Raw genomic sequence first — 23,129 nt, forward strand, 5'->3', positions numbered from 1 at the left:
CCGGGCCCGCGTGCGACCGCCACGACGGGCCCGGCACTACCCGGTCAGCCGGTCAGCCGGTCGCGGCCTGGTCCACCGCGCGGACCCGCTCGTCCACCTGCTCCGCGAACTCCAGCCAGGTCTCGGCGCACTGCCGGGCAAGGTCCACCACCAGGGCGCCGCAGTGCGCGGGCACGACCTGGGTGAGCTCGGACCATTCCTTGGTCCCGATCGCGTTCTGCTGCAGCAGGCGCAGCAGTTGGCGGCCGTCCTCCTTGTGGCGCAGCGCCGGGTCGCGCAGGAGCTTCTCCAGCACCATGGCCGGATCGGACCGCACCAGCCGCATGTGCCGGGCCGCGGTCTCGTGGGTCCGCTGGGCCGGGAGCACCACATCCGGGTCGCCGTCGCCCGCCCGAGCGGCGGCCGGGATCTCCCCGGCCGCCAGCCGGCGCCGGACATCGCTGACCGTCGCCGGGGAGATCCCGGCCAGCCTGGCGACTTCGCGCAGCGAGGCCTCCGGGCGCTCGGCCAGCAGCTCCGCGGCCCGACGGCGCCCTTCCGAACTGTTCAGCGGACGGACCTTGCCGTCCCGACCGACCCTCACCTGCGCCTGCGGTCCGTCCGCGCTCTCGGCCACCCGGCGGCGGATCGCCGCCACCGCCTTGGCGCCCAGCCCCGCGGTCCGCGCTATCGCCCGGTCGGAGAGGTGCGGGTGCGAGGTCACGATCCGCTCGGCTGCTGCCCGCCGGTCGGCCTGGGAGAGCGGCAGACCATGGGCGACATTCGCCTCGACCGACTTCAGGAAGGCGTCCGCACTGCTGCCGTCGAAGAACTCGACCTCGATGGCCAGTTGGCCCTTGGCGAGCGCGGCCAGCAGCCGGTGCGTCCCGTCGATCACGCGCATGGTGTGCCGCTCGACCAGGATCGGCGGCAGCGGGCCGTCCAGCTCCGCCAGCCTGGCGATGTGCTCCTCGTCCCGGCCGCCGGTGCGCGGTGACTCACCTAACTGCAACACGGCGGCCGGCACCACAACGGTCGATCTCAGGTCTCTAACAGTCCCCGTCAAGTGGTCCCCCTGATTCTTGTCGGCTCCGAACTGGGCCCAGGCGCGTGTCGATACTCCACAGAGACGTCGGCAGGTGGACGCGTCCCAGTCAAATTCCTATGTTTCGATCATGGCTTCCACCCAATGAACTGTCGAGCATTCAACCAGTTAATCGCGTGAAGATCCTGCGAACGGTGATGCCTCGGCGAGCGTCAATTGTTTGCGCAATCCGGAACACCCTGGACGGTGTGGCGAACGCCAAATCGGCAGAAGTTCTTCTGGCCACCGAAAGAAACGGAGAGTCCCGGGTCGCAACTGCCGGCCGACATGACCCGCCCGGCTGTTCAACTGCTCACCCGTGGCGGTTGGACACTTGCGAGTCGCCGCTGTCGCGTTCGCCATCAGCCCCGATTCATGATCAGCGTTCGGGGTACACCTGTCGAGGTGTTACGGGCGCTCCTTGCCAACCCGGCCGAATGGTGCGTTCAACTGCCGCACCGCCTCAGCTGAACATCACCGACCGGCCACCGCTCTCACCCTGAACGGCCTTGCCAACAGAATGGTTTGATGACCAGCGCGACGGGGTGCCAAGGTGGGTGCAGCGGAGCCGGATCGGCGGGCCGCCTCCACCTCGATTCCCTCTCGCCAAGGAGTACTGACGCCATGCCCCAGGTGAGCACCAACGGCATCCGCCTCTCGTACCAGCGCTCGGGCCAGGGCGAACCCGTCCTGTTCATCATGGGTTCGGGGGCCGCGGGCCGCGTCTGGACGATGCATCAGACTCCGGCCGTCATCCAGGCCGGCTACCAGGCGGTCATCTTCGACAACCGGGGCACCGGCGGCTCCGACGCTCCGGAGGGCAAGTACTCGCTGGCCGACATGGTGGCTGACACCAAGGGGCTCATCGAGGCGCTGGACCTCGGCCCGTGCCGGATCGTCGGCTACTCCATGGGCGCCATGATCGTCCAGGAACTGGCCATCGAGGCACCTCATCTGGTCCGGTCGGCGATCCTGATGGCGACCAGGGCCCGGTCTGACGCGATGCGCCGGGCGATGCTGGAGAGCGAGCAGCTGATGCGGGAGCAGCGCGTCCAGCTGCCGCCCAAGTACGACGCGGTCCGCACCGTCCTGGAGATGCTCTCCCCCGCCTCGCTCAACGACGACACCATTCGCTCCTGGCTGGACATCTTCGAACTGACCGGCGGCAGCAACACCGCCTACGGCCAGGCCTGGGCCACCCAGACCGGCGACCGGCGCCAGGCGCTGGGCGCGATCACCGCGCCGTGCCGGGCCATAAGCTTCGCAGACGACCTGATCTGCCCGCCCCACCTTGTCCTGGAGGTGGCCGACGCCATCCCCGGCTGCGACTTCGTCGAGATCCCCGACGCCGGACACCTGGGGCACCTGGAGCGACCGGAGGCGGTCAACCTCGCGATCACCGAGTTCCTTGACAAGTACTGACCTTGTCATTCCTCCAGCAGTCGGGGCCTGATGCCCTTCTTGTGGTGGGCGGGTCTGGTGTACGCCTCGCCGGTGGCAACCGCCGGCCTCACGTCGACTGCCCTACCGCGTAGCCGGGTTCAGGATCACGTGAAGGCCGTTCAATCGTCCTCTGAACCCCCGTACGAGTGGCTCGAGAAGCGATGGTCGCGCACTTCCGCTGCTCCGTCGAAAGCTCTGAAGGCGATCTCTATCCGACCAGGCGGCGGCGCCAGTCGAGGGGCGCAATGGTGATGGCCCGGCCGGGATCGCGGTCCCACTCGACGGGGAGGCCAACCGCTTCGAGGGCAGCCACGACCTCGTGGCCGACGGCCGCCGTGGCCTCGGACGAGCCGTCGAAGCCGCCGTAGAGCAGCATCAATCCGTGGCCGGCCGCAGCGGAGTCCGTGCACTGCGTATGAAAGTAGACGAAGCCGCGGGCGTTGGGCCCGCCTTCGGCGCCGATCTCGGACTGGCCGCAGCTGCGGCAGCAGGTGAAGTGCTCGCGCGCGGTGATGCCCGCCTCCTGCAGGGCGGTGAACGCGCGGGTGAGCCGTTCAGGGTCGGTCTCGCCCTGCCACTCGGTCTGCTCCGCGACGCGCTCCAGCCACATCCGGTCGGCCAGTGCCGCCGCCTGCTCACGTGAGACGGGCCGATGGTCCTCCGTGACCAAGTACTCCTCGGCAAGCTCCGCCAGCTCGGCACGGGAGGCGTAGCCTCCGACCAACACCTCGCGGACCCGCTGCTCCAACTCCTCACGCCGGTCTTCATCGAGGTCGAGCGGCGGCACTTCCCTGACCGGCCCCATGTCCAGCAACGACCACGCCAGACCACTGTCCCAATCGGACTTCCCGCCGGCCCAGCCGGTCAACGCCGCGATCACGGCCTCGGGGCCGTCGACCATCACCTGGAAGTGCCGATCGGCGGCGCCGTCGCGATGCTCCAGCGTGTAGTCGCCGCCGGACTCGTGCCAAACCTGGGCAAAGACGTCCGGCAGATCGGGCACCCGCTGGACGGTCAGGAACCGGTCACCGTCACCACCGATGCGCCGGACCAACTCGGCCAACTCCCCGGCGGACACGCGGACGTGCCGCTCCCAGTTCTCCGTCTCCACCACGATCTCGAGCATCCGCAGACTCTGACACATCCCCCTGACAGCAGCGCGCACCGCCTCGGAGGTTGGACGGCAAGCCAGACCGCTTCTTCAGTTGATCAGTGCGCGTGGTTTCGCCTCGGAAGGACCGCACTTCCAGCCAGTTCCACGGCGATGCCGTGGGCGGTACGTACATGAGCTTCTCGAGGGCGCCCCGACCGGTAGACGGCCACCTTGTGACGGGACCGGCCGCCGAAGGTGAGGGGGGCCGGCGCGTGCGGACCGGCAGACCTGGTGATGACGTCCAGGACCGGCGCCCCGGCCTCGGCTCGTTGCCCGAGCTGCGGTCAGCGCCCCGGCGAAAGAAGCAGCGGATCCTGAACGCCATGTGGCGCTCCCGCCGGCGTGGGGCCGCGCGGACGGCTCAGTCGCGGGCCGTCCGGGACTGGGACTTGATGAACTGCGCCAACCGCTCCATCCCCTCGGCTATCTCCTCGTGCGTCAGGTAGCTGACTGACAGCCGGAGGGCGTGCTCGCCACCGCCGTCCGGATAGAAGTAGGACATCGGGGTCCAGATCACACCGAACTCCTCGGCCGAGCGGATCAGCGCCGCGTTGTCGGCCTGGAACGGCACGGTGAGGCTGAGGAAGAAGCCACCGGTGGGCTCGTTCCAACGCACCCCGAGGGCCTCCCGCTCAGCGGCGGGGAACTGCTTCGCGAGCTCCTCCAGGGTGACCCGCATCGCTTGGCCGTAGTAGGCGGCGGTCTCGCCGTTCAGCTCGGAGGTCCGGCCGTCGGCGGCGAGCAGCATGCCCGCCACCACGGCCTGGCTGACGGCCGAGGTATTCACCGTGATCATGCTCTTGATCTTGGCGAGCTCGTCGGCCAGCAGGCCGGTGCGGCCATCGGCATCCACCACCGTCTGGTCGGCCACCACGTAGCCGACCCGGGCGCCGGGGAAGAGCGTCTTGGAGAGCGATCCCAGCTGCACCACCCGCCGGTGGCGGTCCAGGGACTTCAGCGTGGGCAGCTGCTGCCCGGGGCTGACCATCCGGTACGGGCTGTCCTCCAGCAGCAGGATGTCGTGGCGCTGCGCCAGGTCGAGCAGGTCGAGCCGGGTCTGCAGCGGCATCGTGGTGCCGGACGGGTTGGAGTGGTCGGGGATCACGTAGAACGCCCGGGGGCGGCGGCCGCGGGCCCGCTCGGCCAGGACGGCCGCTTCCAGATCGGCGCAGTCGAAGCCCGACTCGCGCTCGGCCACGGCGGTCGGGGTGACGTCCAGCAGTCGGGCCGCGCCGGTGATCCCCACGTAGCAGGGGCTGGAGACCAGCAGCACGTCCTCGGGTCCGGAGATCAGCGCCCGCACGGCGAGGAACATCGCCTCCTGGCACCCCACCGTGACCACGACGGACTCGGGGGCGACGTCGGTGTTCTCGTCCTTGCGCAGCGAGTCCGCGATCAGCTCACGGATCTGGCCGCTGGTCGGCCCGTACTGGAAGAGCGCGGAGCGCACCTGTCCGGGCGAGGCTCCCTGCGCTTCCAGGTGGTCGAGGTAGCGCCGCAGATGCGTGAAGATCTGCTCGGTGTCGAAGAAGCCGTCGTACGGGCGGCCGGGGGCGAACGAGACCGCCTGCGGATAGCGGGTGGTGACCTCGTTGAGGAAGTTCATGGTGTCCAGCACCGGATCACTGACACTGCCGTGCAGTTCGGCCTTGCGCAGGCCGGCGGCCAGCGTGGTCCGGACCGCGCTCGGCGCCGGGGCGGCCGCGAGTTCCGCGCCGACCAGGGCCGGCCCCGCCTCGGCTACGGACGGGGTCCCGGTGAGTGCCATGGCTTCGACCAGCTCCTCGGTGATCAGCTCGAGTAGGTGCGCCGCGCCGTTCTCGCCGTCGACCGCGAGGCCGTGCAGCACCGGACGGCCCAGCAGCACCGCGTCAGCGCCCAGTGCCAGGGCGGCCAGCACGTCGGCACCACGGCGAATGCCGCCGTCGACCAGTACCGGGCACGCACCGCCGACCGCCGCGGTGACCTCGGCGAGCACCTCCAGGGTGGCCGGCGCACCGTCCAGTTGGCGGCCGCCGTGGTTGGACACCACGATCCCGTCGACCCCGGCGCGCAGTGCCGCCCGGGCATCGGCCGCGCTCAGAACTCCCTTGACCAGAACGGGGAGTGAACTGATCTCACGCAGCCAGCCGATGACCGACCAGTCGAGCGCGGGATCGAACTCGGTGAGCGCGTGTGCGCTCGGGGAGGCGTAGTCGCCGCCGGTGAGGTTGGCCGGCACCATCCCGTCCGGCAGCCGGAAGTCGTTGCGCAGGTCGCGCAGCCGGCGGCCGAGCCGGGGGGCGTCCACGGTGAGCACCAGCGCCTCGAATCCGGCCCGCTCGGCCCGTTCCACCAGCTGCCGGGTGGTGGAACGGTCCCGGAAGCAGTACACCTGGAGCCAGAGCGGCGCACTGGCGGCCTCGGCGATGGACTCGAAGGTCCGGCCGGCGAAGGTGCTCACCACCAGCGGCAGACCGGCCCGGCCGGCGGCCCGCGCGGTGGCCACCTCGCCCTCCGGATCGGCCAGGGTGTGGTAGGCCATCGGCGCCACCGCTATCGGCGCCGGCCAACTGCGGCCCAGCACCGTGGTCTTGGTGTCCGGAACCCCGGCTCCGGACAGTGCCCGCGGCCGCAACCGCACCCGGTCGAACGCCGCCAGATTGGCCGCCAGGGTGCGCTCCTGGCCTGCACCACCGGCGATGAAGTCCCAACTCCCCTGGCCGAAACGGGCCCTGGCAGCTTCTTCGTAGTCCTTCAGGGAGAACAGACCGATGGTCTCCGGGCGTTCGGCACTCATCACGAGGTCAGCCGATCGCGCTCCACCGCTTCGTACAGGGCACGGATGTTGGCACTGCCGAAGCCTCGCGAACCGTTGCGCTGGATGAGCTCGAAGAAGAGCGTGTTACGCGGGTAGGGCGAGCGGGTGAAGATCTGCAGCAGGTCACCCCACTCGTCGCGGTCGGCCAGGACCTTGGTCTCGCGCAGCTCCTCGATCTGGGCGTGCAGACCGCCGAGCCGCTCGCCGAGCATGTCGTAGTAGCTGTCCGGCGTGTCGAGGAACACGACGCCCCGCTCACGGACCTCGCGCACCGAAGTGATGATCTCCCCGGTACGGAAGGCCAGGTGCTGCACCCCCTCGCCGCCGTTGCGCTCCAGGAAGTTGTCGATCTGCCCGGGCTCCTTGCCGGGGTCCGGTGCGACCAGGGTGAAGATGACACCGCCCGAGTCGCTGCGCACCACGATGGAGTCCATCGCCTGGGCGCCGACCGCCACGTACTCCGAGGAGTAGCGGGAGAGGCCGAAAGCCTCGCGGTAGAAGTCGGCGTACTTCTCCAGGGTGCCACCGTCGACGCAGACCGCGATGTGGTCCAGGCCGGTGACCCGACCGGTTGCAGCCGTCGCGGTGACCCCGGGCGTGGGAAACCAACTACGGGTGGCGGGAAGGCCGTTGACCAGATGATCCGTCGGCAGCAGGGTGTGCACGACGTCTCCGAAACCGGACACGACCGGCAGGCCCTGCGGGGACCGGGTCACCGTGGCGCCGGCGGAGGCCGCAGCCGCGGCGGCGGCCTCCACGTCGTCACAGGTCAGCGCCACGTCGGCGATGCCGTCGCCGTGCTGCTCCAGGAATCTCACGATCCCCCGCCCGGAGGTGACCACCAGGCGAACCTCTCCCTGCTGCAGGAGCACCGAACTCCGCTCCGGCTCAACCGAGTCGGCCACCCGGGTGAACCCCAGGGCGGACACGAAGTAGTCGACGGTCGTCGCCTTGTCTCTCGTGTAGAGCTCAACATAGGCGATGTCGTGCGCAGCCATGGAAGTACCTCCGACAGGGGCTGAGAGCGGAATTCGGTAAGGGGTTCGCCTGGGGCCTGCGGTCGCGCTCGGCCTGCTACCAGCGCCACTCCTGCTGCTTGAACAGGTGGCCGGCCGGGATGTCGCGCTCCTTGCACCAGCCGAGGAAGTCCTCGATCTGCTTGATCTGGTAGGTGTCCGGGGTATAGGTGGTCGCCATCACGTGGCCCAGCCAGTCCTCCTCGCCCATCGCGTAGACGTAGGCCTCCTTGGCGCCCAGCTCGACCATGATCGCGGCGGCCTGCTCGGCGTTGGATCCGGACAGCTTGCGGGAGTTGCTCATCTTCTTGGTGACCGGGATGGTCAGCAGCGCCTGGTAGAGCCAGGTGAGCGGAGCTCCGTCGCACTCCATACCGAGGAAGGCGAAGTCGGCGGTGCCCAGGTGGCCCTTGACGTAGCGGTAGAGCTTCGGGTCGATGCCGGAGGAGTCGGCGCCGATGAACACCTTCTTGCCCGCCAGCTCGGCCCAGTAGGTCGACTTGGCGCGGATGTCCAGGTCACAGTGCTCGCCCAGGAACGGGGTGGCGGTGATCTTGCCGCCCGGGAACTCGACCTCGTCGAAGTCGTCGACCTCCACCACGTCGAAGCCCTGGTGCTTGAGCATCAGCGCGATCGACGGGTCAGCCAGGTTGCCGCGGGAGTAGCGCGGGCAGACGATCTTGCCGACCCGGCCGCGCAGTTGCAGCAGGGTCTCCATGACGATGTGGTCCTGGTGGCCGTGGGTGATGAGTACCAGGTCGATGTAGTCCGGCAGGTCGTCCAGGGTGTAGCGGTCGTCGGCGTCGCTGTCCGCGCTGATGAACGGGTCCGTGACGATGGCGGCTTCGGGCGTCTGCAGCACCAGGCAGGCGTGGCCGAAGTAGCGGATCCGGCCGCCGGACTCGATGTGGCGGTCCTCGTTCAGGGCCGGGGTCTCACTCAGCATGGTGCGCAGGACGGCCGCCTGCTCGTCGTTCAGCTCCAGGGCCTCACGCAGGTGGGCCAGCGTGGTCGGCTTGACACGGGCCTTGAACAGCTCCGTCAGACCGGGGTGCCGGAACGGGATGTCCAGCTCCAGCACGTCCTCGGAGGGCAGTCGCGGGGTGCTCAGGATGAACGGGCGCTCGATGCCGGTCTCGAAGGAGAGCTGTACCGACTGGCGCGACTCCTGGTAGTACGGGCTGCGGTAGAGCACCGGCTCCATGAAGCGCAGCTGCGCCTGGTTGTCGGTGTCGTAGGCCAGCTCGACCAGACCACCCAGCTCGTCCGGCAGCTTCGGGTAGAGCGGCGTCAGGTCGAAGCCGGTGGCGTTGGCCCGCAGCAGCTCCTGGCCGGCGGCGATCGCCTCGGCGAACTTCAGCATGTCGGCCCGGTCACGCTTGATCGTGGCGAGCAGCTCGCGCACCTCGTCGGCACGCTCCTCCGGGATGTTGATGAAGTAACCGCCGCGCAGGTCCGGGTTGTTGCTGGCCGCGACGTGTACCTGTGGGGACTGCAGGTACGACTCGAGCAGCGGGACATGCAAGAACGCCAGGTTCATCGCCGCCTGTACCGGCGCCATGGTGTGCGGCTGGGCGACAAACCTGTCCACCAGCGGCTCGATTATGACCTTGGACCGCAGAAACAACTGCTCATCAGTCATCTGCACCCCTCCTTCCCAGAGAAAACAACATCATCGACAGGGCCGCCGACGATTCGGCGTACCCCGGCCAGGAATAATTCCATCCGAGGAGGGAACATAGCCTCCCGGCGCCGAAGAGATCAACACGCCTCAATGACTCTGAACACCGCTCGACAGTGGTGTTCAAGTGCGCTTTTGCGGCACTTGAACAGGCCGCTCGGACGAACTGGAGCGGGTGGCTCGGAAAACCTTGACGCTACGCGAAACAGCATGCCACCGTGAAATCAACCCTTAGACCCCTGCGAGGCATCGCGTGCAAAGCAAGCCGATCGAGCCACCACTTATCAACCTGGTCGATCCAGAACTCTATTCACACGGCGACCCATTTGTGCAGTGGCGGTGGCTGCGCGCCAACGACCCGGCCCACTGGCATGAGCCGGCCGAACTGCCCGGTTACTGGTCGCTGACCAGGTACGAGGACATACGGACCGCCTATCGCGATCACGAGACCTTCAGCTCCGCGCAGGGAATCCTGCTGCGCCCCGCCGACCACGGAGCCGACCCCGGAGGCGGCCGCACCCTGGCCCTCACCGATCCGCCGCGCCACCGCCAACTGCGCGGCGTGGTGGACGAGTGGTTCACCGTCCGGTCGGTCCGGACCCTCGAGGAGGAAATGCGGGACATTGCCCGCGCCGTGGTCGGCAGCGCCCTGGCCCAGGAGTCCTGCGACTTCGTCACGGAAATCGCCGCCCGCATTCCGCTGTATGTCATCTGCAAGATGATGGGCATCCCGGAGTCGGACTGGCAGTATCTGTACGATCTCACCAGCAAGGCCTTCGCCGATGGCGACCCACTGACCCAGCGATTCGCACACCTCGACATCATGGGGTACTTCGAGCAGCTCGCGGAGGAGAAGGCGGAGAATCCGGGCGACGACCTGGTGAGCGCACTCGCCACCGCCGTCATCGACGGCGACCGGCTCAGCCCGGACGACATCATCCTGAACTGCGACAACCTGCTCGTCGGCGGCACCGAGAACACCCGGATCTCGGCGGCCGGCGGTATGCTCGCCTTCCTTCAGCACCCCGAGCAGTGGGACATCCTGCGGGCGGACCCGAGTCTGCTGCCGTCCGCCGTCGAGGAAGTGCTGCGCTGGACCTCGACCGCCACCCACATCATGCGCACCGCGGCCAAGCCGATCGAGATCCACGGCAAACAGATCGAGCCCGGCGACCGCGTGGTGTTCTGGCTCCCGTCGGCCAACCGCGACGAGACGGTGTTCAACGATCCGGACCGCTTCGATGTGCTGCGCAAGCCTAACCGCCATCTGGCGCTGGGCTTCGGCGAACACTTCTGCCTCGGCAGCGTGCTGGCCAAGGCCGAACTCCGGCTTGTTTTCGACGAGCTGCTCAAGAGCGGGGTGGACATCGAGCTGGCCGGAGAGCCGAAGCTGCTGGAATCGATCGTCGTCAACGGCCCCGAGTCCCTTCCGGTCCGCCTGAAGCCGCGGGGCGCGTGACCCCGCGGGGCACATAACGGTCTCGGTCCTGGCCGGCGGCACCTGCCTGGCCAGGACCGAGACCGAAAACGCCACGCTGGTGGCCCAGTTGGACACCAGCAACGGGTGGATCCGCAGTCGTACCGGCATCGCCGCACGGCACCGGGCGGCCCGGGGGCGTCATTGCAGGACCTGGCCCGCGTGGATCCGATCCGCGCGGGCCGTTGCGACGTGGCGCCGGCGGGCGGCACCGTGACACCCCCGGCGGCCGCCGCCATCGGCCAACTCATGTAGCTCCCAAGGAACTCGGCGGATCCGGCCGGCGCTTCCCGGGCCGTTCGACGAGCGGCACAACGGTTTCGTCCTCGGCGAGTTCGGATCCGTTCCGTGCGTGGTTCCAGGGGCGGGTGCAGTGCACCCTCGCCACGGCGGGGGTGCAGTGCACCCTCGCCACGGCGGCAGTAACGTCCGCTTCACTCAGGATGGGCCCCACCAGGCCGGGATCGCCCGGCACAAGCCCGGCCCGGGCACGGCGAGTTGACCTCCGAGCGCGCGTGGCTGCCGGCCTTCCTCCTACCCGCCTGACAGCGCCGCACCGGTCTGACCCCCGGCACCCCGAAGGCCGCTTCCACGAGGGGAGCGGCCTTCGGGGTACCGACGGGGCTGCAGGCCGATCAGCCCTGAGCCATCGCAGCGATCAGGCTCTTGGGGCGCATGTCGGTCCAGTTCGCCTCGATGTAATCGAGGCACTCCTGCCGGGCGGCCTCGCCGAACACCGAGGTCCAGCCGGCCGGCACCTCGATGAAGACCGGCCACAGCGAGTGCTGGCCCTCGTCGTTGACCAGGACCCGGTAGTTCGCGTCAGGGTCCTCGAACGGGTTCGTCATCACGTCGTCCTTCCTACGGGCATGATGTGGACCGTCCGGTCCAACCGCGAACCACTATGACCCAGGGCCCCGAGTCGGAGTCAACCAACCACCGTGCCGAGCACGTTGTGGCCCTGATTGTCCGTCCAACTGCGGCCCGACACCGGTTGAACAGGGCACTTCGCAGCGTCTGCGGCCGGTCTTGATCCAGGGTCGCACAGGGTGCCAAGGTGGCCGCGGCGGAGCGTGCCAACGCTCGATGGCCCTTCACCCAACTGCACGTCAGGTGCACACGATCCGGAGACGCGGATGGACTTCAGCCTCTTCTACTTCGCCAACAACGACACCGATCAGCGGGACAGTTACCGACTGCTGATGGAGGGCGCGCGCTTCGCCGACGACCACGGCTTCACCGCGGTGTGGACCCCGGAGCGCCACTTCCACGCCTTCGGCGGGCTCTACCCCAATCCCGCGGTCACGGGCGCCGCGGTCGCCGCGGTGACCAAGCGGGTGGCCGTGCGGGCCGGCAGCGTGGTGGCACCGCTGCACCACCCGATGCGGATCGCCGAGGAGTGGTCGGTCGTCGACAACCTCTCCAACGGGCGGGCGGGGGTGGCGATCGCCTCAGGGTGGCATGCCGCCGACTTCGCGCTGCGCCCGGAGAACTACGAGACCCGCAAGAGCGGACTGATGGACACGGTCGACACGATTCGCCGGCTGTGGCGGCGTGAGTCGGTCGAACTCGTCGACGGCGCAGGCGAGTCGGTGTCGCTGCAGGTGTTCCCGCCGCCGGTCCAGCCCGAGCTGCCGATGTGGCTGACCACCGGCGGATCCCCGGCGACCTTCGTCCAGGCCGGACGGCACGGCCTGGGCGTCCTCACCCACCTGCTGGGCCAGGAGGTCGGGACGCTCGCACAGCGGATCGCCGAGTACCGGGCGGCCTACCAGGAGCACCAGGGCGACGGGGCGCGCGCCCACGTGGCGGTGATGGTGCACACCTTCGTGGGCACGGACCGCGAGGCCGTCCGGGAGACGGTGCGCGAGCCGTTCTCCCGCTACCTCGCCAGTTCCTTCGACCTGCTGGTCAAGGCTGCCGAGGCCGCGGGAGCCGACGGCGCCGCGATGATGCGGGAGATGAAGAAGGTGAGCGAGGAGGACCGCCGCTTCCTGGTGGCCCAGGCCTTCGACCGGTACTTCGAGACCAGCGGCATGTTCGGGACCGTCGAGGAGTGCATGGCTACGCTCAAGCAGCTCGCCGACGCCGGCGTGGACGAGGTCGCGTGCCTGGTGGACTTCGGCGTGGCGACCGACCAGGTCGTGGACGGCTTCCAGCACCTCGCCCGACTGCACGACACCTGGCGCGCACACACCGGGCGCTGAGGGCGCCCGTAGGCCGACACAAGTGTCCCGGGGCGCCCGAGAAGCCCCGGGACACTGTGCTGCAGACCGCCCGCCGTTGCAGACGCCATGCCGAAGCCGGCGTCGGGACGACAGGATTCGACCGCCAGTCAAGTGCTTCGACTCCTGCCACCGGCCGAGACCTCAGGGCCTCGGCTTTGCGCCTCAACTTCGGTACACTGAAGGCAAGTTGAAAGGCACAGGGCATCTGCCCACCAGTGCCCATGGACGCCCATCGCGCGTGGTCCCGCACTGGTCCCCAAAGACGGGAAGGCGGCCTTCACCGACGCGTCCGGTGAAACAGTCGAGGTCTCGCTCGCGGCCGGCGAGACGATGTGGCTCCCAGCCGTGGACCACTCCACGCACAACACCGGAAACACCGAGGTCCGCTCACTGCTCTTCGAGCTGAAGTAGCGGCCCGCGCCACCGACGCAGCTGCGCCCCGCTCTCCCCGGTCGACAGGGATCGGTGACCTTCAAGTCGGCGTCAAACACCGCACGGAGCGGAGCAGGCGGCGGCCACATCCGGAGCCCGATTCACCCACGATGCGGATGCTCCGGCCCGGCAGCGGCGTTCGCACCAAGGCTGCTCCCGATGACTGGAACCCTGCCCGTCCGGGCACACCGCCGACACCGCCGCTGGCGGGTCCGGCTGCAACTCCCCCACGAGCACAACCGGACCCCCGACTGGCGGCCGGGCCTGGACGCGACTCCCCCACGGAGCAGCAACCGGGCCCGCACGCTGTTCACCAGCAACACGCAGCGTACATGCCATCTCCACGCAGCGCTATCGCACCGTGGCGCCCGTACCGGCAGGTGATCCAGTCGATGTGCTCGGCGAACGTCCGGCGCAGGCACGTCTGAGCAAGGCAGCGGAACCGGCGGACGCATGGCCTGCCCGGTCCTGGGCGGCCCGGCAGACGTTCCGCGAGCAGGTCCGCCAAGAGGATCACGAGGCAGCTGCACGGCCCAGCCGCCCTGCGGTCGGGGTTGGCCCTGGCTTCATGACAACCTTCGCTCGGGCTCTGGCCTCCCTGTAGTGGGTCGGCGCCGACGGCTGTCCCGACGCCTGGCGGTGGCGGATTTCAGCGGTCGGCAGAGAAGTGTGGTCAGGAGCGCGACGGCCACGCCGCCGACGGCAGTGGTTGCTACCAACCGGCCCGGGGTGGAGGTGTTGCCGGGGCGAACGGCTGAGGTCGGCTCCTCGGTGGCCGAGTTGGAGGCCGATCGGGGTGCGGGGACGGTCAGTACGGCTTCGCTGTGGCCCAGGGAGGGGAATGCGGCGTCGGCGGTGACGGTCCACTGCCCCGGGGCGAGGGCTTCGGTGGTGGTGTAGGTGCCGGTCTTCCCCGGGACGGGCAGGAGGGGCCATGGACCTGCAGTGCGGCCGTCCGGTGAGTGGGCGGTCAGGGTGGCGGCGAGGCCCTCGGTGACCGGGTCCTTGTCGTCCTCGAACGTGGCGACGGCCTGGACGTGGCCGTCGGGGCGGGTACTCAGCTCCAGGTGGATGGTGTCGCCGTGTGCTGCGGCGGAGGGGGCCGCACCGAGCAGGACGGCGGCGGCGAGGGTCAGCGCGGCCATCACGGTGGCGGGTCGGTTGTGCATGGTGTCCCGTTTCTCGGGTGTGTGCCCGTGGCCCGGCGCACCGCTGCGGGTGCGCCGGGCCACGGGTCGTCGTGCGGTCAGCCGGCCGACTGGAGGGTCCAGTTCTGGTAGCCGTTCTGGTTGGGCGACTGCAGCTCGAGGAGCCAGCCGCCGTAGTACCAGCGGTTGCTGGGGCCGAGGACGAGCGATCCGCCGGGGGCGGTGAGGGTGTAGCCGTTGCCGCTGCGGGTCAGCGTCCAGCGCTGGTCCGCCCGACTGGCGTCACACTGCGCCTGGTCGACGTACTGGCCGGGGGCGAGCGGTCCGGCCGGGGTCAGGCATTTGCCGGACACCGCGGACCTGAGCCGCACGGCTCCCGCGCCGGCGTCCTCGAAGGTCCACTGCTGGTTGGCGTAGCCGGTGCGCTGGTCGGCGATGAGCGGGGTGGTGTCGTCGACGCGTCCGCTCCACAGGTCGGCCGCCTGACCGGTCAGGCTGTTGACCAGGAGGACCGGGGTGGCGGGCAGCGCCGTACCGCCGGCGGGCGGGGTGTGGAAGACAGCCGGGTGGCCGGGAGCCGAGGCGTGGCCGGCGCTGTCGGTGACGGCGACCGTGAAGGTGTAGTCGGTGTCGGGCTGGAGGTTGACGAGCCGGATCGAGGTCACCTGCGTGACGGGCAGCGCCTGGCCGCCCAGCTGCGTCTGGTAGCCGGCCGCGCCGTCCACCGCGGGCCAGCCGAGGACGGCGGAGTTCTCGGTGATCTCACTGGCCGTCGCGTCCGGGCCCGTCGCGCCGGCCGGGCCCGGGGTGGGCGTCGGGTTCGGGTCCGGCGTGGGGCCGGCGCCGCCGCCCGCGATGAGGAACGCGTTGTTGGCGATGTTCCAGTGGGTGGAGAGGTAACTGCCGGGCTTCGGGCTGGTGTTGAAGTAATCGTCCTTGCTGCAGTCCAGCCGCGTCTTCGCGGTCTCGTCGGGGCACAGCACCTGCATCTGCGGGTAGTTGGGCGCGTCCGAGTAGCACATGACGTCGTTGGTGTCCGTGCAGTGCCCGGCGTGCGTGGAGTGCGGGGCGCTGTTGTTGACCGCGCCGAGGTTGTGGCCCAGCTCGTGGGCGAGGGTGAAGGAGTTCCAGCAGCCCGAGTCCGCGCGGGCGTACGAGGGGCCGAAGTTGCTCCGGTTCTCCGGGCCCGGGGCCTCGTCACCGGCCATGGTGCCGATGCCGCAGTACATCTGGGCGTCGGTGAACATCATGTACTTGCGGTCGGTGCGGTTGTACCCCAGGCCGGCCAGCGTGTCGTTGGTCTGCCCGAAGTCCCCCGGGGTCCCGGTGGGGAGCTCGACGTCGAGAACCGAGACGGTGCAGTCGGGCTCGGTGACGAAGCGGATATGACGCACGCCACCGGTCTGCGCGGCGCTGGCGTTGTAGATGGCGTCGGTGCCCGCCGCCCACTGCTTGAACGAGGGCAGGTACTGGGCGAGGCGGTCCTGGCCGGGCGCGTGCACGTACATGACCTGGACCCGGTTGCCGGTGACCCCGTCGCCGTCGCAGACGACCGCGGACCCGTCCGCCGCGGCGGGCGCGGCCGTGGTGCCGCTCTGGGGCGGGCTCGCCACGGCCTGGCCGGTACGGGCGTCGACGACCGGGCGGGCCGCCGTCAGCAGCTGACCGGTGCTGGGTGCGGCAGCGCCGGGTACGCCGAGATTGGGGGCCTTGGCCGGCACCGGCGCGATGGGCGGGGTGTCCTTGTGGACGTCGATGCCCTTCGGCGGGACGTCCGGCCCGTGCGTGCACAGGCTCGCGTGCGAGACTCGGTAGAGCCCCACGCAGCGGTCACCGGCCGGTGCGGGCCGCAGACCGGTGTAGACCAGGCCGCGGGCCGGGTCGGCGGCGGGCGCGACGGCCGGCAGCGCGGACGCCGACGGCCGGGCGCTCTTCGAGGCCATCGGGCTGTTCGGTGCGACCGGAGCGACGGCTGCTGCCGCGGCAGGCCGTGCGTGTGCCCTCGTCAGGAGCGGCACCGTTGAACCATCCCTACCCTCGGGGGTCGCGAGGGCGACGCCGGCCGCCAGCACTGTGGTCGCCGCCAGCCCGGCGATCACGGCTCCGTTCCTCCTGTGCCAGGGCCTTGGGTTCTTGTGTCGGGGCACAGCTTTCCTCGGGTCTCTTCGAAGCGGCGGAGACGAGCACCGCGGCGGCGGCGGCTCGCAGACAGAATTCAGCGGGATGAGGCCTGGCGGCACGTCAATCGCCGGGCGTGGGGCCGGGCGGACATGCGAGGCCACTCCCCCACAGGCCCGCCCCGGCCCAGCAACGGCAACGGCGGCGATCGGTGGTTCCCGGCTGCGCGCGCTGCCTGGGCCGCGGTCAGGGCGGAATTCGCGCCCCCCGGAGCCCGTAGCGGCACCGTACGGATCTCGTTCGGTGCCGCCCGGTGATCACTCTCGCGCGCGCCGGGGCGTTGCGGCTATCCGGTGGCCCTGAACTGCGGATACGCAAAGAACGGCGCGCCGTTTCGCCCCGTGGTCGACGCGCTTCGCACCAGGCGCCCCGGGCGGTCAGCCTGCCGTCGGCGGCTGCGCTTCCTCGAGGCCGGCCTTCGCCAGCTCCTGGCGGGACTGCACCCCGAGCTTGCGCAGCGAACGGGCGACGTGCTGTTCCACCGTCCGGGGCGAGAGGTGAAGGGTGGCCGCGATGTCGCGGTTGGTCAGGCCGCTGCCGGCCAGGACGGCGACCTCCCGCTCGCGTGGCGACAGCAGTTCGCCGTAGCCCGGACGGCCCGGCGGGCGCCGTTCGGCCGAGGTGTCGTGGACCCGCAGGGCGGCCCGCACCCGGGTCGCGTCCCAGACGGCGCCGAGGTCCTCCAGCCGGCGGGCGGCCTCGCGGAGCTCGTCCAGCCCGTCCGCCAGCGCGCTCTCACCCGTGACCGCAGCGGATTCCGCCAGCGCACAGAGCCCGGCGCGTTCACGGGCGAGTGCGGTCTCGTACGGGCGGGGCAGTGCCTCGTAACCGGCCACGGCCTCCCGGTAGTGCCGGGCGGCGGCGCCCGGTTCGCCGCCCGTCTCGGCGAGGCTGCCACGGCACCGGGCCAGTGCGGCCGTCGCCATCGGCGCGTCCCGACCGACCAGCCCGGCGGCGAACTCGGCCACCATCTCGACCGCGTCCGGACGCCGGGTGCGGGCCATCGCCTCGACGGCCCACGGGGCGAGCTCCGCGCCCCAGACCCACACCCCCTTGGCCCGCAGCCGCCGCCAGGCCTCGGCGGCCTCCTGCGCGGCGGCGTCCAGATCGGTGCGGGCCAGCGCGAGGCGGATCCGCACGCCCGAAGCCGCGGCCACCAGCGGGACCGCGCCGTCGTCCCGGGCGGGCGTGCTGGTGCCCGACACCCACGTCCCCACCTCGGCCCACTCCCCCTTGGCCAGCGCGAGCAGTCCGAGGACGAGGTGGGCGTCGGCGGCGATCAGCGGCATCTCGCCTGCCTCGCTCACCAGCTCCCTGGCCCGGCCGGCAAGGCCCTCCCAGCGGCCGGCCGCCCAGTCGAGCAGCAACACCGTGCTGCGCCCGGTCCGCTCGGCGTACGACTGCCCGCTGCGCGCCGCGAGATCGATGCCCTCGGCCAGCAGCTCGGCGGCCCGCTTGTACTCGCCCAGCCACGCGGCCGCGTCCGCCGCGTTGCACAGACCGCGCGCCGCGTGCTGGCGGCACGCCAGATCGGGGGAGTCGACGGGGAGCTGTTCCACCAGCTGCCAGGCAGCCGGATCTCCCGCGTTCATCAGGACGGCCACCCGGTTGGCCGCGACCGCGGCCCGGACGGGGGCGTCCTCGCTCTCGGCCGCCGCGGCCTCGGCCCGCTCCAGCCAGGCGAGGTTCTCCGCCAGCGAGCCGCCCGGCCAGTACGGCATCGCCAGGCCGGACATGGCCCTGGCCGCGAGGGTCGGCCGGTCGTCGAGTTCCTCGGCCGCCCGCTCCAGCTCCTCGCGGCCCTCCGCGCCCCGGCCCACCTGATTGCCGAGCAGCAGGCCCAGATCGAGCCGGATCTCCCCGCGCACCTCGGCCGGCAGGGAGCTGTCGTCGACGATCCGGCGCAGCACCGCGACCGTCTGGTCCGAGCGCAGCCCCACGACCGCGTTGCGCGCCAGCAGCAGCGCCAGCTGCGCCCTCGTGGGCTTGGGGACCGACGGGTGTCCGAGCGCGTCCTCGAGCAGCGCGATGGCGTTCTGGTGTTCGCCCGCGTCAGCGGCCTGGCGGGCGGCCGTCTCCACGCTGTCCAGCCACGCCGGCACCTGGCCGCAGCGGCTCTGGTGGTGTGCCAGCCGGGTCCAGGGTACGGGTTGCCTGCGGGCCAGTGCCTCCGCCGCCCGGCGGTGCAGGTCCTGGCGGACCGGGCCTGGGAGCGGCTCGTACACCGCTGCGGCGGCCAGTGGAACCCGGAAGCCGTAGCGGTCCGTGCCGAGTTCGTCGAGCGCGGCGCGATCCAGTGCCGCCAGCAGTGCGGCTCGGCCGCCGCCCTCCGACAGGCCGGCGACGGCGGCCAGCTCCGCCGCGCCGGCCGGCTCGTCGAGCACCGCCGCCGCCCAGACCACAGGCCGGTGCTGCTCGGGCAGCGCCGCAGTCCGACTGAGCATCAGCTCGCCGAGGCGGACGGGGACGGCCTGCGCGTCCACGTCCCTCGAGGTGTGGCGCGGCCGGCCGCCGGAGCCGTCCGCGTCGCTCAGTTCTCGCAGCAGATCGTTGACCACCTGGGCCACCCCGCCGGACCGCTCGTGCAGCCGGGTGACGAACTCCGCCGGGCACCGGGACTCGCCCAGGGCGCCCGCCGCGAGCCGCTGCACCTCGTCCATCCCGAGGGGATCGAGCCGTACCCGCAGGACGGAGAGCTGCGGCGGGTAGGCGACGGCCGCCCCCAACACAAGTCCCGGGACTGCCAGCTCCTCCGGCCGGTAGCTCAGCACGACGGCGAGACGGCCGGGCGGCCGCTCCAGCAGGCCGCACAGCAGCCCCCGGGCGGCCTCGTCGGCCCGGTGCACATCTTCCGCCACCAGCAGCAGCGGCTCCCCGGTGCCGATCAGTGACTCCAACTCGGCAGCGAGATCGCCGAGTTCAGACCAACCAGGATGACCCGCGCCAGGGCGGGCCGGTCGGCCCGCCGGGGTGCCCGCCTTCCCTGGAGCCGCCGTCGGCCCGGCCCTGGAGGGTCCTGGTCGCGCCGGGTGGCTGAGGCCGCGCACGTACGGGGCGCCGGCGGCAGAGAACGACACGACCAGCCGGGATCCGGACCGCGACTGCGGGAGGTCGAACAGCCACTGCACCAGGTGGGTCTTTCCCGTCCCCGCCCGGCCCTCGACGAGGATCAACGCCGGATCGCCCGTGGCCGCGGCGGAGAGCAGCTTCCGAAGCCGGGGCTCCCAGGTGGCTCCACGCACGGTCATCTCCTGCTCTCCTCGCTCGCCGCGATCCTGGCCGGGCCGTGGCGCGGAGCACCCGCCCCGGTGGCGCGGCGGGCCGGGCGGCACGCCGTCGACGAGCGCGCCGACGGCGGCAATATCGCAGGTCACCGTAGTGGGCGGGGGCCGAGGGCTGTCCAGAAGGTCCGGGGTTCTTTGCGTGTCCGTATTTCAGTCTCCCTGATTGCCCGGACCGTGGCGTGCCGGTGACCGTTGGTGGAACGGGGGTCGGTGCGTCGGCCCCGCGAGGGCGGGGCTGCGACCGCCGCGAAGGGGTCCCGGACACACCTCTCCTGCGGGGCCCGGGCCACAGGGGAGGCCCGGGCTCCGCGGATCCCCCACCGCCGGGCCCACCAGCCCCCGGTTCCGTGTGGTGCATGGCTCCGGTGCCCGGGGCCGCCTCCGCCGTACACGCCCCCACACACCCCGTCGGCCTCGCCCGGCCGGGTGCCAGGAGTCGCACATGATCACCATCGAGCACCCCGATCCCGCGGCCACCGCGAGCCGCCTGCCCGGCGCACCCACACCCGGCGGCAGGTCGGCACTGTGCGTCATGCCGTCGGCTCCGGCATCGGTACCAGCTCTCCGGCGCTTCGTCCGTGATCTGGCCAGGCGGTGGGGGCTGTCCGCCGCGGACGAGGCGCTGTCCCTCGTCGTCACCGAGCTAGTGACCAACGTGCTGCTGCACAGCGGGAGCCCGGACGTGACCCTGCTGGTCACCTTCGACCGCACCACGCTGACCGTCGTGGTGAGGGACACCGGGCGGTGGCAACCACGGGCCGAGAAGCGCCGCGCCGCGGAGGACGCCGATGCGCGCTGCGGCCGGGGCCTGCCACTGGTCGCCGCCCATACGACCCGCTGCGCCGTGTTCCGCTCCGAGCGGGGCACCCGGGTGGTCGCCGAGCTCGCGCTGCCAGGGGCCGGATAGCCCGCGCGCCCATCGGCAGGCTGTCCACTCTACGTATTTTATTGCTTTACGTTGACATATGTTTGATTTTTCCCCAGGATGTTCCGAAAGTCCGACATATTCGAACATTTCAGCATCAGTCGTCTCGCTGAAGCCACTGAAAGGCCCACCGATGAATCTCCGCCCCTCCCTGGTCACGGCCAGCGTGGCCGGTGCGCTCGCCTTCCTCGGCGCCTGTTCGGCTGGGGCGGCCAAAGACGGACAGCCAGGTCAGGACGCAAGCCCCCGCGTCTCCGCCGGCACACAGTCCGGCCGGCAGCCGACACTCTCCCCGTCCTCCGCGCCGCCGAACCGGCCCGCCGGCGCGGAGCCGCTGGTGATCCCCGGGGCGTCGGACAACAGGACCTACAACTGCGAGGGCCGACCGGTCACGGTGACCGGAGCATCGAACACCCTGCTGCTGTCGGGCACCTGCCCCTCGGTCACGGTGTCCGGCGGATCCAACCGGATCACCGTCGAACTGGCCGGGAAGATCGCGGTGACCGGTGCGGACAACCAGATCGTCTGGAAGAACGCGATCAACGGCCGGTCAACGGTAGAGGTCTCCGGGAACGCCGCCTCGGTGTCCCGCGCCGACGGCACCTGACCCGTCCGGTATCACCACCGCACACCCATCCATGCGTCAGGAGAACGCCTTGTTCAACGCACGGGTCGCTGTGACCTGCCTGCTGACCACCGCCCTGCTGGGCGCCACCGCCACCGCCCACGCCCAAGGAGCCGACCGGCCCGCACCCTCCGGCGCGGCCGACCGACCCTGGCACCTGTCGCGGATCGCCCCCGACGGTCTGCCTGCCGACGGCGGCAAGGACGTGGACGTGTACGTCGTCGACTCCGGTATCCGGGCCACGCACAGTGAGTTCGGCGGCCGCATCGCCCCCGGATACAACACCGCCCCCGACAAGCCCGAGAACGACAGCGGCGATTGCGCCGGGCACGGCACGTTCGTCGCCAGCCTGATCGCGGGCAAGACCTACGGGGTCGCGAAGGCGGCCACCGTGCACCCGGTCCGGGTGATGGACTGCAACAACGCCTGGAAGGACGACAACCAGGTGGTCAAGGGCATCGACTGGGTCACCGCACAGGTCAAGCAGAAGCTCAAGGAGCCCGGCGCCAGAACACCGATCGTCAACCTCAGCCTGGAGTCGTCCGGCAGCGACCCCGCGCCCGTACTGGACCAGGCACTGGCCCGGCTGGTGGACGCCGGAGCGATCGTCGTCGACATCGCCGGTAACTTCGGCCGGGGCGACTGCCTCAACTCACCGAAGGACCCACGGGCCATCACCGCCGCCGCCACCGACCGCGACGACTACCGCAACTACGCGCTCAACGCCTCCAGCTACGGCCCGTGCGTGACCGTCTTCGCCCCCGGAGCCGGGATCACCGCCGCCTCCCACGAAGGCGACGCCAAGACGATCGGCCCCTGGAGCGGCACGTCCTTCGCCGCGCCGCTGATCGTCGGGGCGCTCGCCCTCGGGGTCCAGAAGCACCCGCGGTTGACCATGGCCCAGGCCAAGCAGTTCATCACGGAGACCGCGTACCCCGGAGCTCTCCACGAGATCGGCAAGGGCTCACCCAACCTGCTGCTCCACATCACCTGACCCCCATCGCCACCCCGCATCGCCCTCCACGAACTGCGCCACCTCATGACCAGCTTCGCCCTGGCCGCCGGCGTCCCGCTGCGTCATCTCCAAGACCCTGCGCCACCGCACCCTGTCGACCAGCGTGAACATCAATGCCGACCTCACCCGCCCCGCCGCCCGCGCGGCCGTCGACACCGTCGCCTGGATCCTCGACAACGCCGACCGTCCCCTGATCGGACGCCCCATCTGCCGCGCCCACCGCCCCTGCCGCCCGCACCCCCGCCCCCACCGCCACCTGCCCGCCTACCAGCAGCCCCGAACAGACGAACCATTCACGTCCTGGCCGAAGTGGCCCGGCGACCACCATGCGACCACCATCTGATGCAACAACAAGAAGAGCCGGCACCTGGTTTCCCAAGTACCGGCTCTTACAAGCTACTTCACAGTCGGGACGACAGGATTTGAACCTGCGACCCCTTGACCCCCAGCCGGATCGGCCTGCACGACCTGCGCCACACCGCCGCCAGCATCATGATCGCCGAAGGCATCCCCCTCGCCATCGTCTCCAAGACCCTGCGCCACGCCACCCTCGCCACCACCATCAAGAGCAATTGTCAATAGTTGTGGACCGAGTGACGCGTGATCAGGCAGCAGCGGCCTCCTCACGTTCGACCAGGACGCCGTTCTCGAACTTCGCGCC

General features: G+C 70.6%; 17 protein-coding genes. 8 read left to right on the forward strand and 9 right to left on the reverse strand.

Annotation, left to right across the window (positions count from 1 at the left end; genetic code table 11):
* Positions 1–52: 52 nt before the first annotated feature.
* Complete coding sequence (locus tag ABT095_RS35455) at positions 53–994, reverse strand: ParB/RepB/Spo0J family partition protein (RefSeq protein ID WP_350533716.1); 942 nt, start codon at positions 992–994, stop codon at positions 53–55.
* Between the two features lie 693 nt (positions 995–1,687).
* Here ABT095_RS35455 and ABT095_RS35460 point away from each other — a divergent pair.
* Positions 1,688–2,485, forward strand: a complete 798-nt coding sequence (locus ABT095_RS35460; RefSeq protein ID WP_350533717.1) for an alpha/beta fold hydrolase — start codon at positions 1,688–1,690, stop codon at positions 2,483–2,485.
* Positions 2,486–2,714: 229 nt separating this feature from the next.
* Here the strand turns inward: ABT095_RS35460 and ABT095_RS35465 are convergent, their stop codons facing one another.
* The 4 genes from ABT095_RS35465 to ABT095_RS35480 form a co-directional block, all read right to left on the reverse strand.
* Positions 2,715–3,632, reverse strand: coding sequence for a DUF6891 domain-containing protein (locus ABT095_RS35465; protein ID WP_350533718.1), 918 nt, complete (start codon positions 3,630–3,632; stop codon positions 2,715–2,717).
* Positions 3,633–4,020: 388 nt separating this feature from the next.
* Positions 4,021–6,438 (reverse strand): aminotransferase class I/II-fold pyridoxal phosphate-dependent enzyme, encoded by a 2,418-nt coding sequence (locus tag ABT095_RS35470; RefSeq protein ID WP_350533719.1) that lies wholly within the window; start codon positions 6,436–6,438, stop codon positions 4,021–4,023.
* Positions 6,438–7,457, reverse strand: coding sequence for a 4-hydroxyphenylpyruvate dioxygenase (gene hppD, locus ABT095_RS35475; protein ID WP_350533720.1), 1,020 nt, complete (start codon positions 7,455–7,457; stop codon positions 6,438–6,440). The genes ABT095_RS35470 and hppD overlap by 1 nt, the downstream gene beginning before the upstream one ends.
* 76 nt (positions 7,458–7,533) lie before the next feature.
* Entirely contained in the window at positions 7,534–9,117 is a 1,584-nt protein-coding gene (locus ABT095_RS35480) for an MBL fold metallo-hydrolase (protein ID WP_350533721.1), read from the reverse strand.
* Positions 9,118–9,409: 292 nt separating this feature from the next.
* Between ABT095_RS35480 and ABT095_RS35485 the strand changes: the two genes are divergently transcribed.
* A complete protein-coding gene (locus ABT095_RS35485; RefSeq protein ID WP_350533722.1) occupies positions 9,410–10,615 on the forward strand; it encodes a cytochrome P450 in 1,206 nt (401 codons plus the stop codon).
* Positions 10,616–11,268: 653 nt separating this feature from the next.
* Here the strand turns inward: ABT095_RS35485 and ABT095_RS35490 are convergent.
* Positions 11,269–11,481, reverse strand: coding sequence for an MbtH family protein (locus ABT095_RS35490; RefSeq protein WP_350533723.1), 213 nt, complete (start codon positions 11,479–11,481; stop codon positions 11,269–11,271).
* 288 nt (positions 11,482–11,769) lie between these two features.
* On the opposite strand from ABT095_RS35490, the gene ABT095_RS35495 reads away from it, so the two are divergent.
* Positions 11,770–12,840, forward strand: coding sequence for a MupA/Atu3671 family FMN-dependent luciferase-like monooxygenase (locus ABT095_RS35495; RefSeq protein WP_350533724.1), 1,071 nt, complete (start codon positions 11,770–11,772; stop codon positions 12,838–12,840).
* A 1,019-nt stretch (positions 12,841–13,859) separates the two neighbouring features.
* Here ABT095_RS35495 and ABT095_RS35500 read toward each other — a convergent pair.
* The 3 genes from ABT095_RS35500 to ABT095_RS35510 all read right to left on the reverse strand — a co-directional run bounded on the left by ABT095_RS35500 (position 13,860) and on the right by ABT095_RS35510 (position 19,867).
* The gene (locus tag ABT095_RS35500; RefSeq protein ID WP_350533725.1) at positions 13,860–14,462 is read right to left on the reverse strand and encodes a hypothetical protein; all 603 of its coding nucleotides are present in this window, start codon (positions 14,460–14,462) and stop codon (positions 13,860–13,862) included.
* A 77-nt stretch (positions 14,463–14,539) separates the two neighbouring features.
* Positions 14,540–16,384, reverse strand: a complete 1,845-nt coding sequence (locus ABT095_RS35505) for an RICIN domain-containing protein (protein ID WP_350533726.1) — start codon at positions 16,382–16,384, stop codon at positions 14,540–14,542.
* Between the two features lie 612 nt (positions 16,385–16,996).
* Positions 16,997–19,867 (reverse strand): helix-turn-helix transcriptional regulator, encoded by a 2,871-nt coding sequence (locus ABT095_RS35510; RefSeq protein ID WP_350533727.1) that lies wholly within the window; start codon positions 19,865–19,867, stop codon positions 16,997–16,999.
* A gap of 478 nt (positions 19,868–20,345) precedes the next feature.
* Here ABT095_RS35510 and ABT095_RS35515 point away from each other — a divergent pair, with 478 nt between their 5' ends.
* The 5 genes from ABT095_RS35515 to ABT095_RS35535 all read left to right on the forward strand — a co-directional run bounded on the left by ABT095_RS35515 (position 20,346) and on the right by ABT095_RS35535 (position 23,050).
* Complete coding sequence (locus tag ABT095_RS35515; RefSeq protein WP_350533728.1) at positions 20,346–20,810, forward strand: ATP-binding protein; 465 nt, start codon at positions 20,346–20,348, stop codon at positions 20,808–20,810.
* Between the two features lie 151 nt (positions 20,811–20,961).
* Positions 20,962–21,435, forward strand: coding sequence for a DUF3060 domain-containing protein (locus ABT095_RS35520; RefSeq protein WP_350533729.1), 474 nt, complete (start codon positions 20,962–20,964; stop codon positions 21,433–21,435).
* A 49-nt stretch (positions 21,436–21,484) separates the two neighbouring features.
* Complete coding sequence (locus tag ABT095_RS35525; protein WP_350533730.1) at positions 21,485–22,447, forward strand: S8 family peptidase; 963 nt, start codon at positions 21,485–21,487, stop codon at positions 22,445–22,447.
* 124 nt (positions 22,448–22,571) lie between these two features.
* Positions 22,572–22,811, forward strand: a complete 240-nt coding sequence (locus ABT095_RS35530; RefSeq protein WP_350533731.1) for a hypothetical protein — start codon at positions 22,572–22,574, stop codon at positions 22,809–22,811.
* 95 nt (positions 22,812–22,906) lie between these two features.
* Positions 22,907–23,050, forward strand: coding sequence for a tyrosine-type recombinase/integrase (locus tag ABT095_RS35535; protein ID WP_350533732.1), 144 nt, complete (start codon positions 22,907–22,909; stop codon positions 23,048–23,050).
* Positions 23,051–23,129: the final 79 nt, after the last annotated feature.

Origin of the sequence: Kitasatospora sp. NPDC002227 (assembly GCF_040296285.1) — a bacterium.
Lineage (GTDB): Bacteria > Actinomycetota > Actinomycetes > Streptomycetales > Streptomycetaceae > Kitasatospora.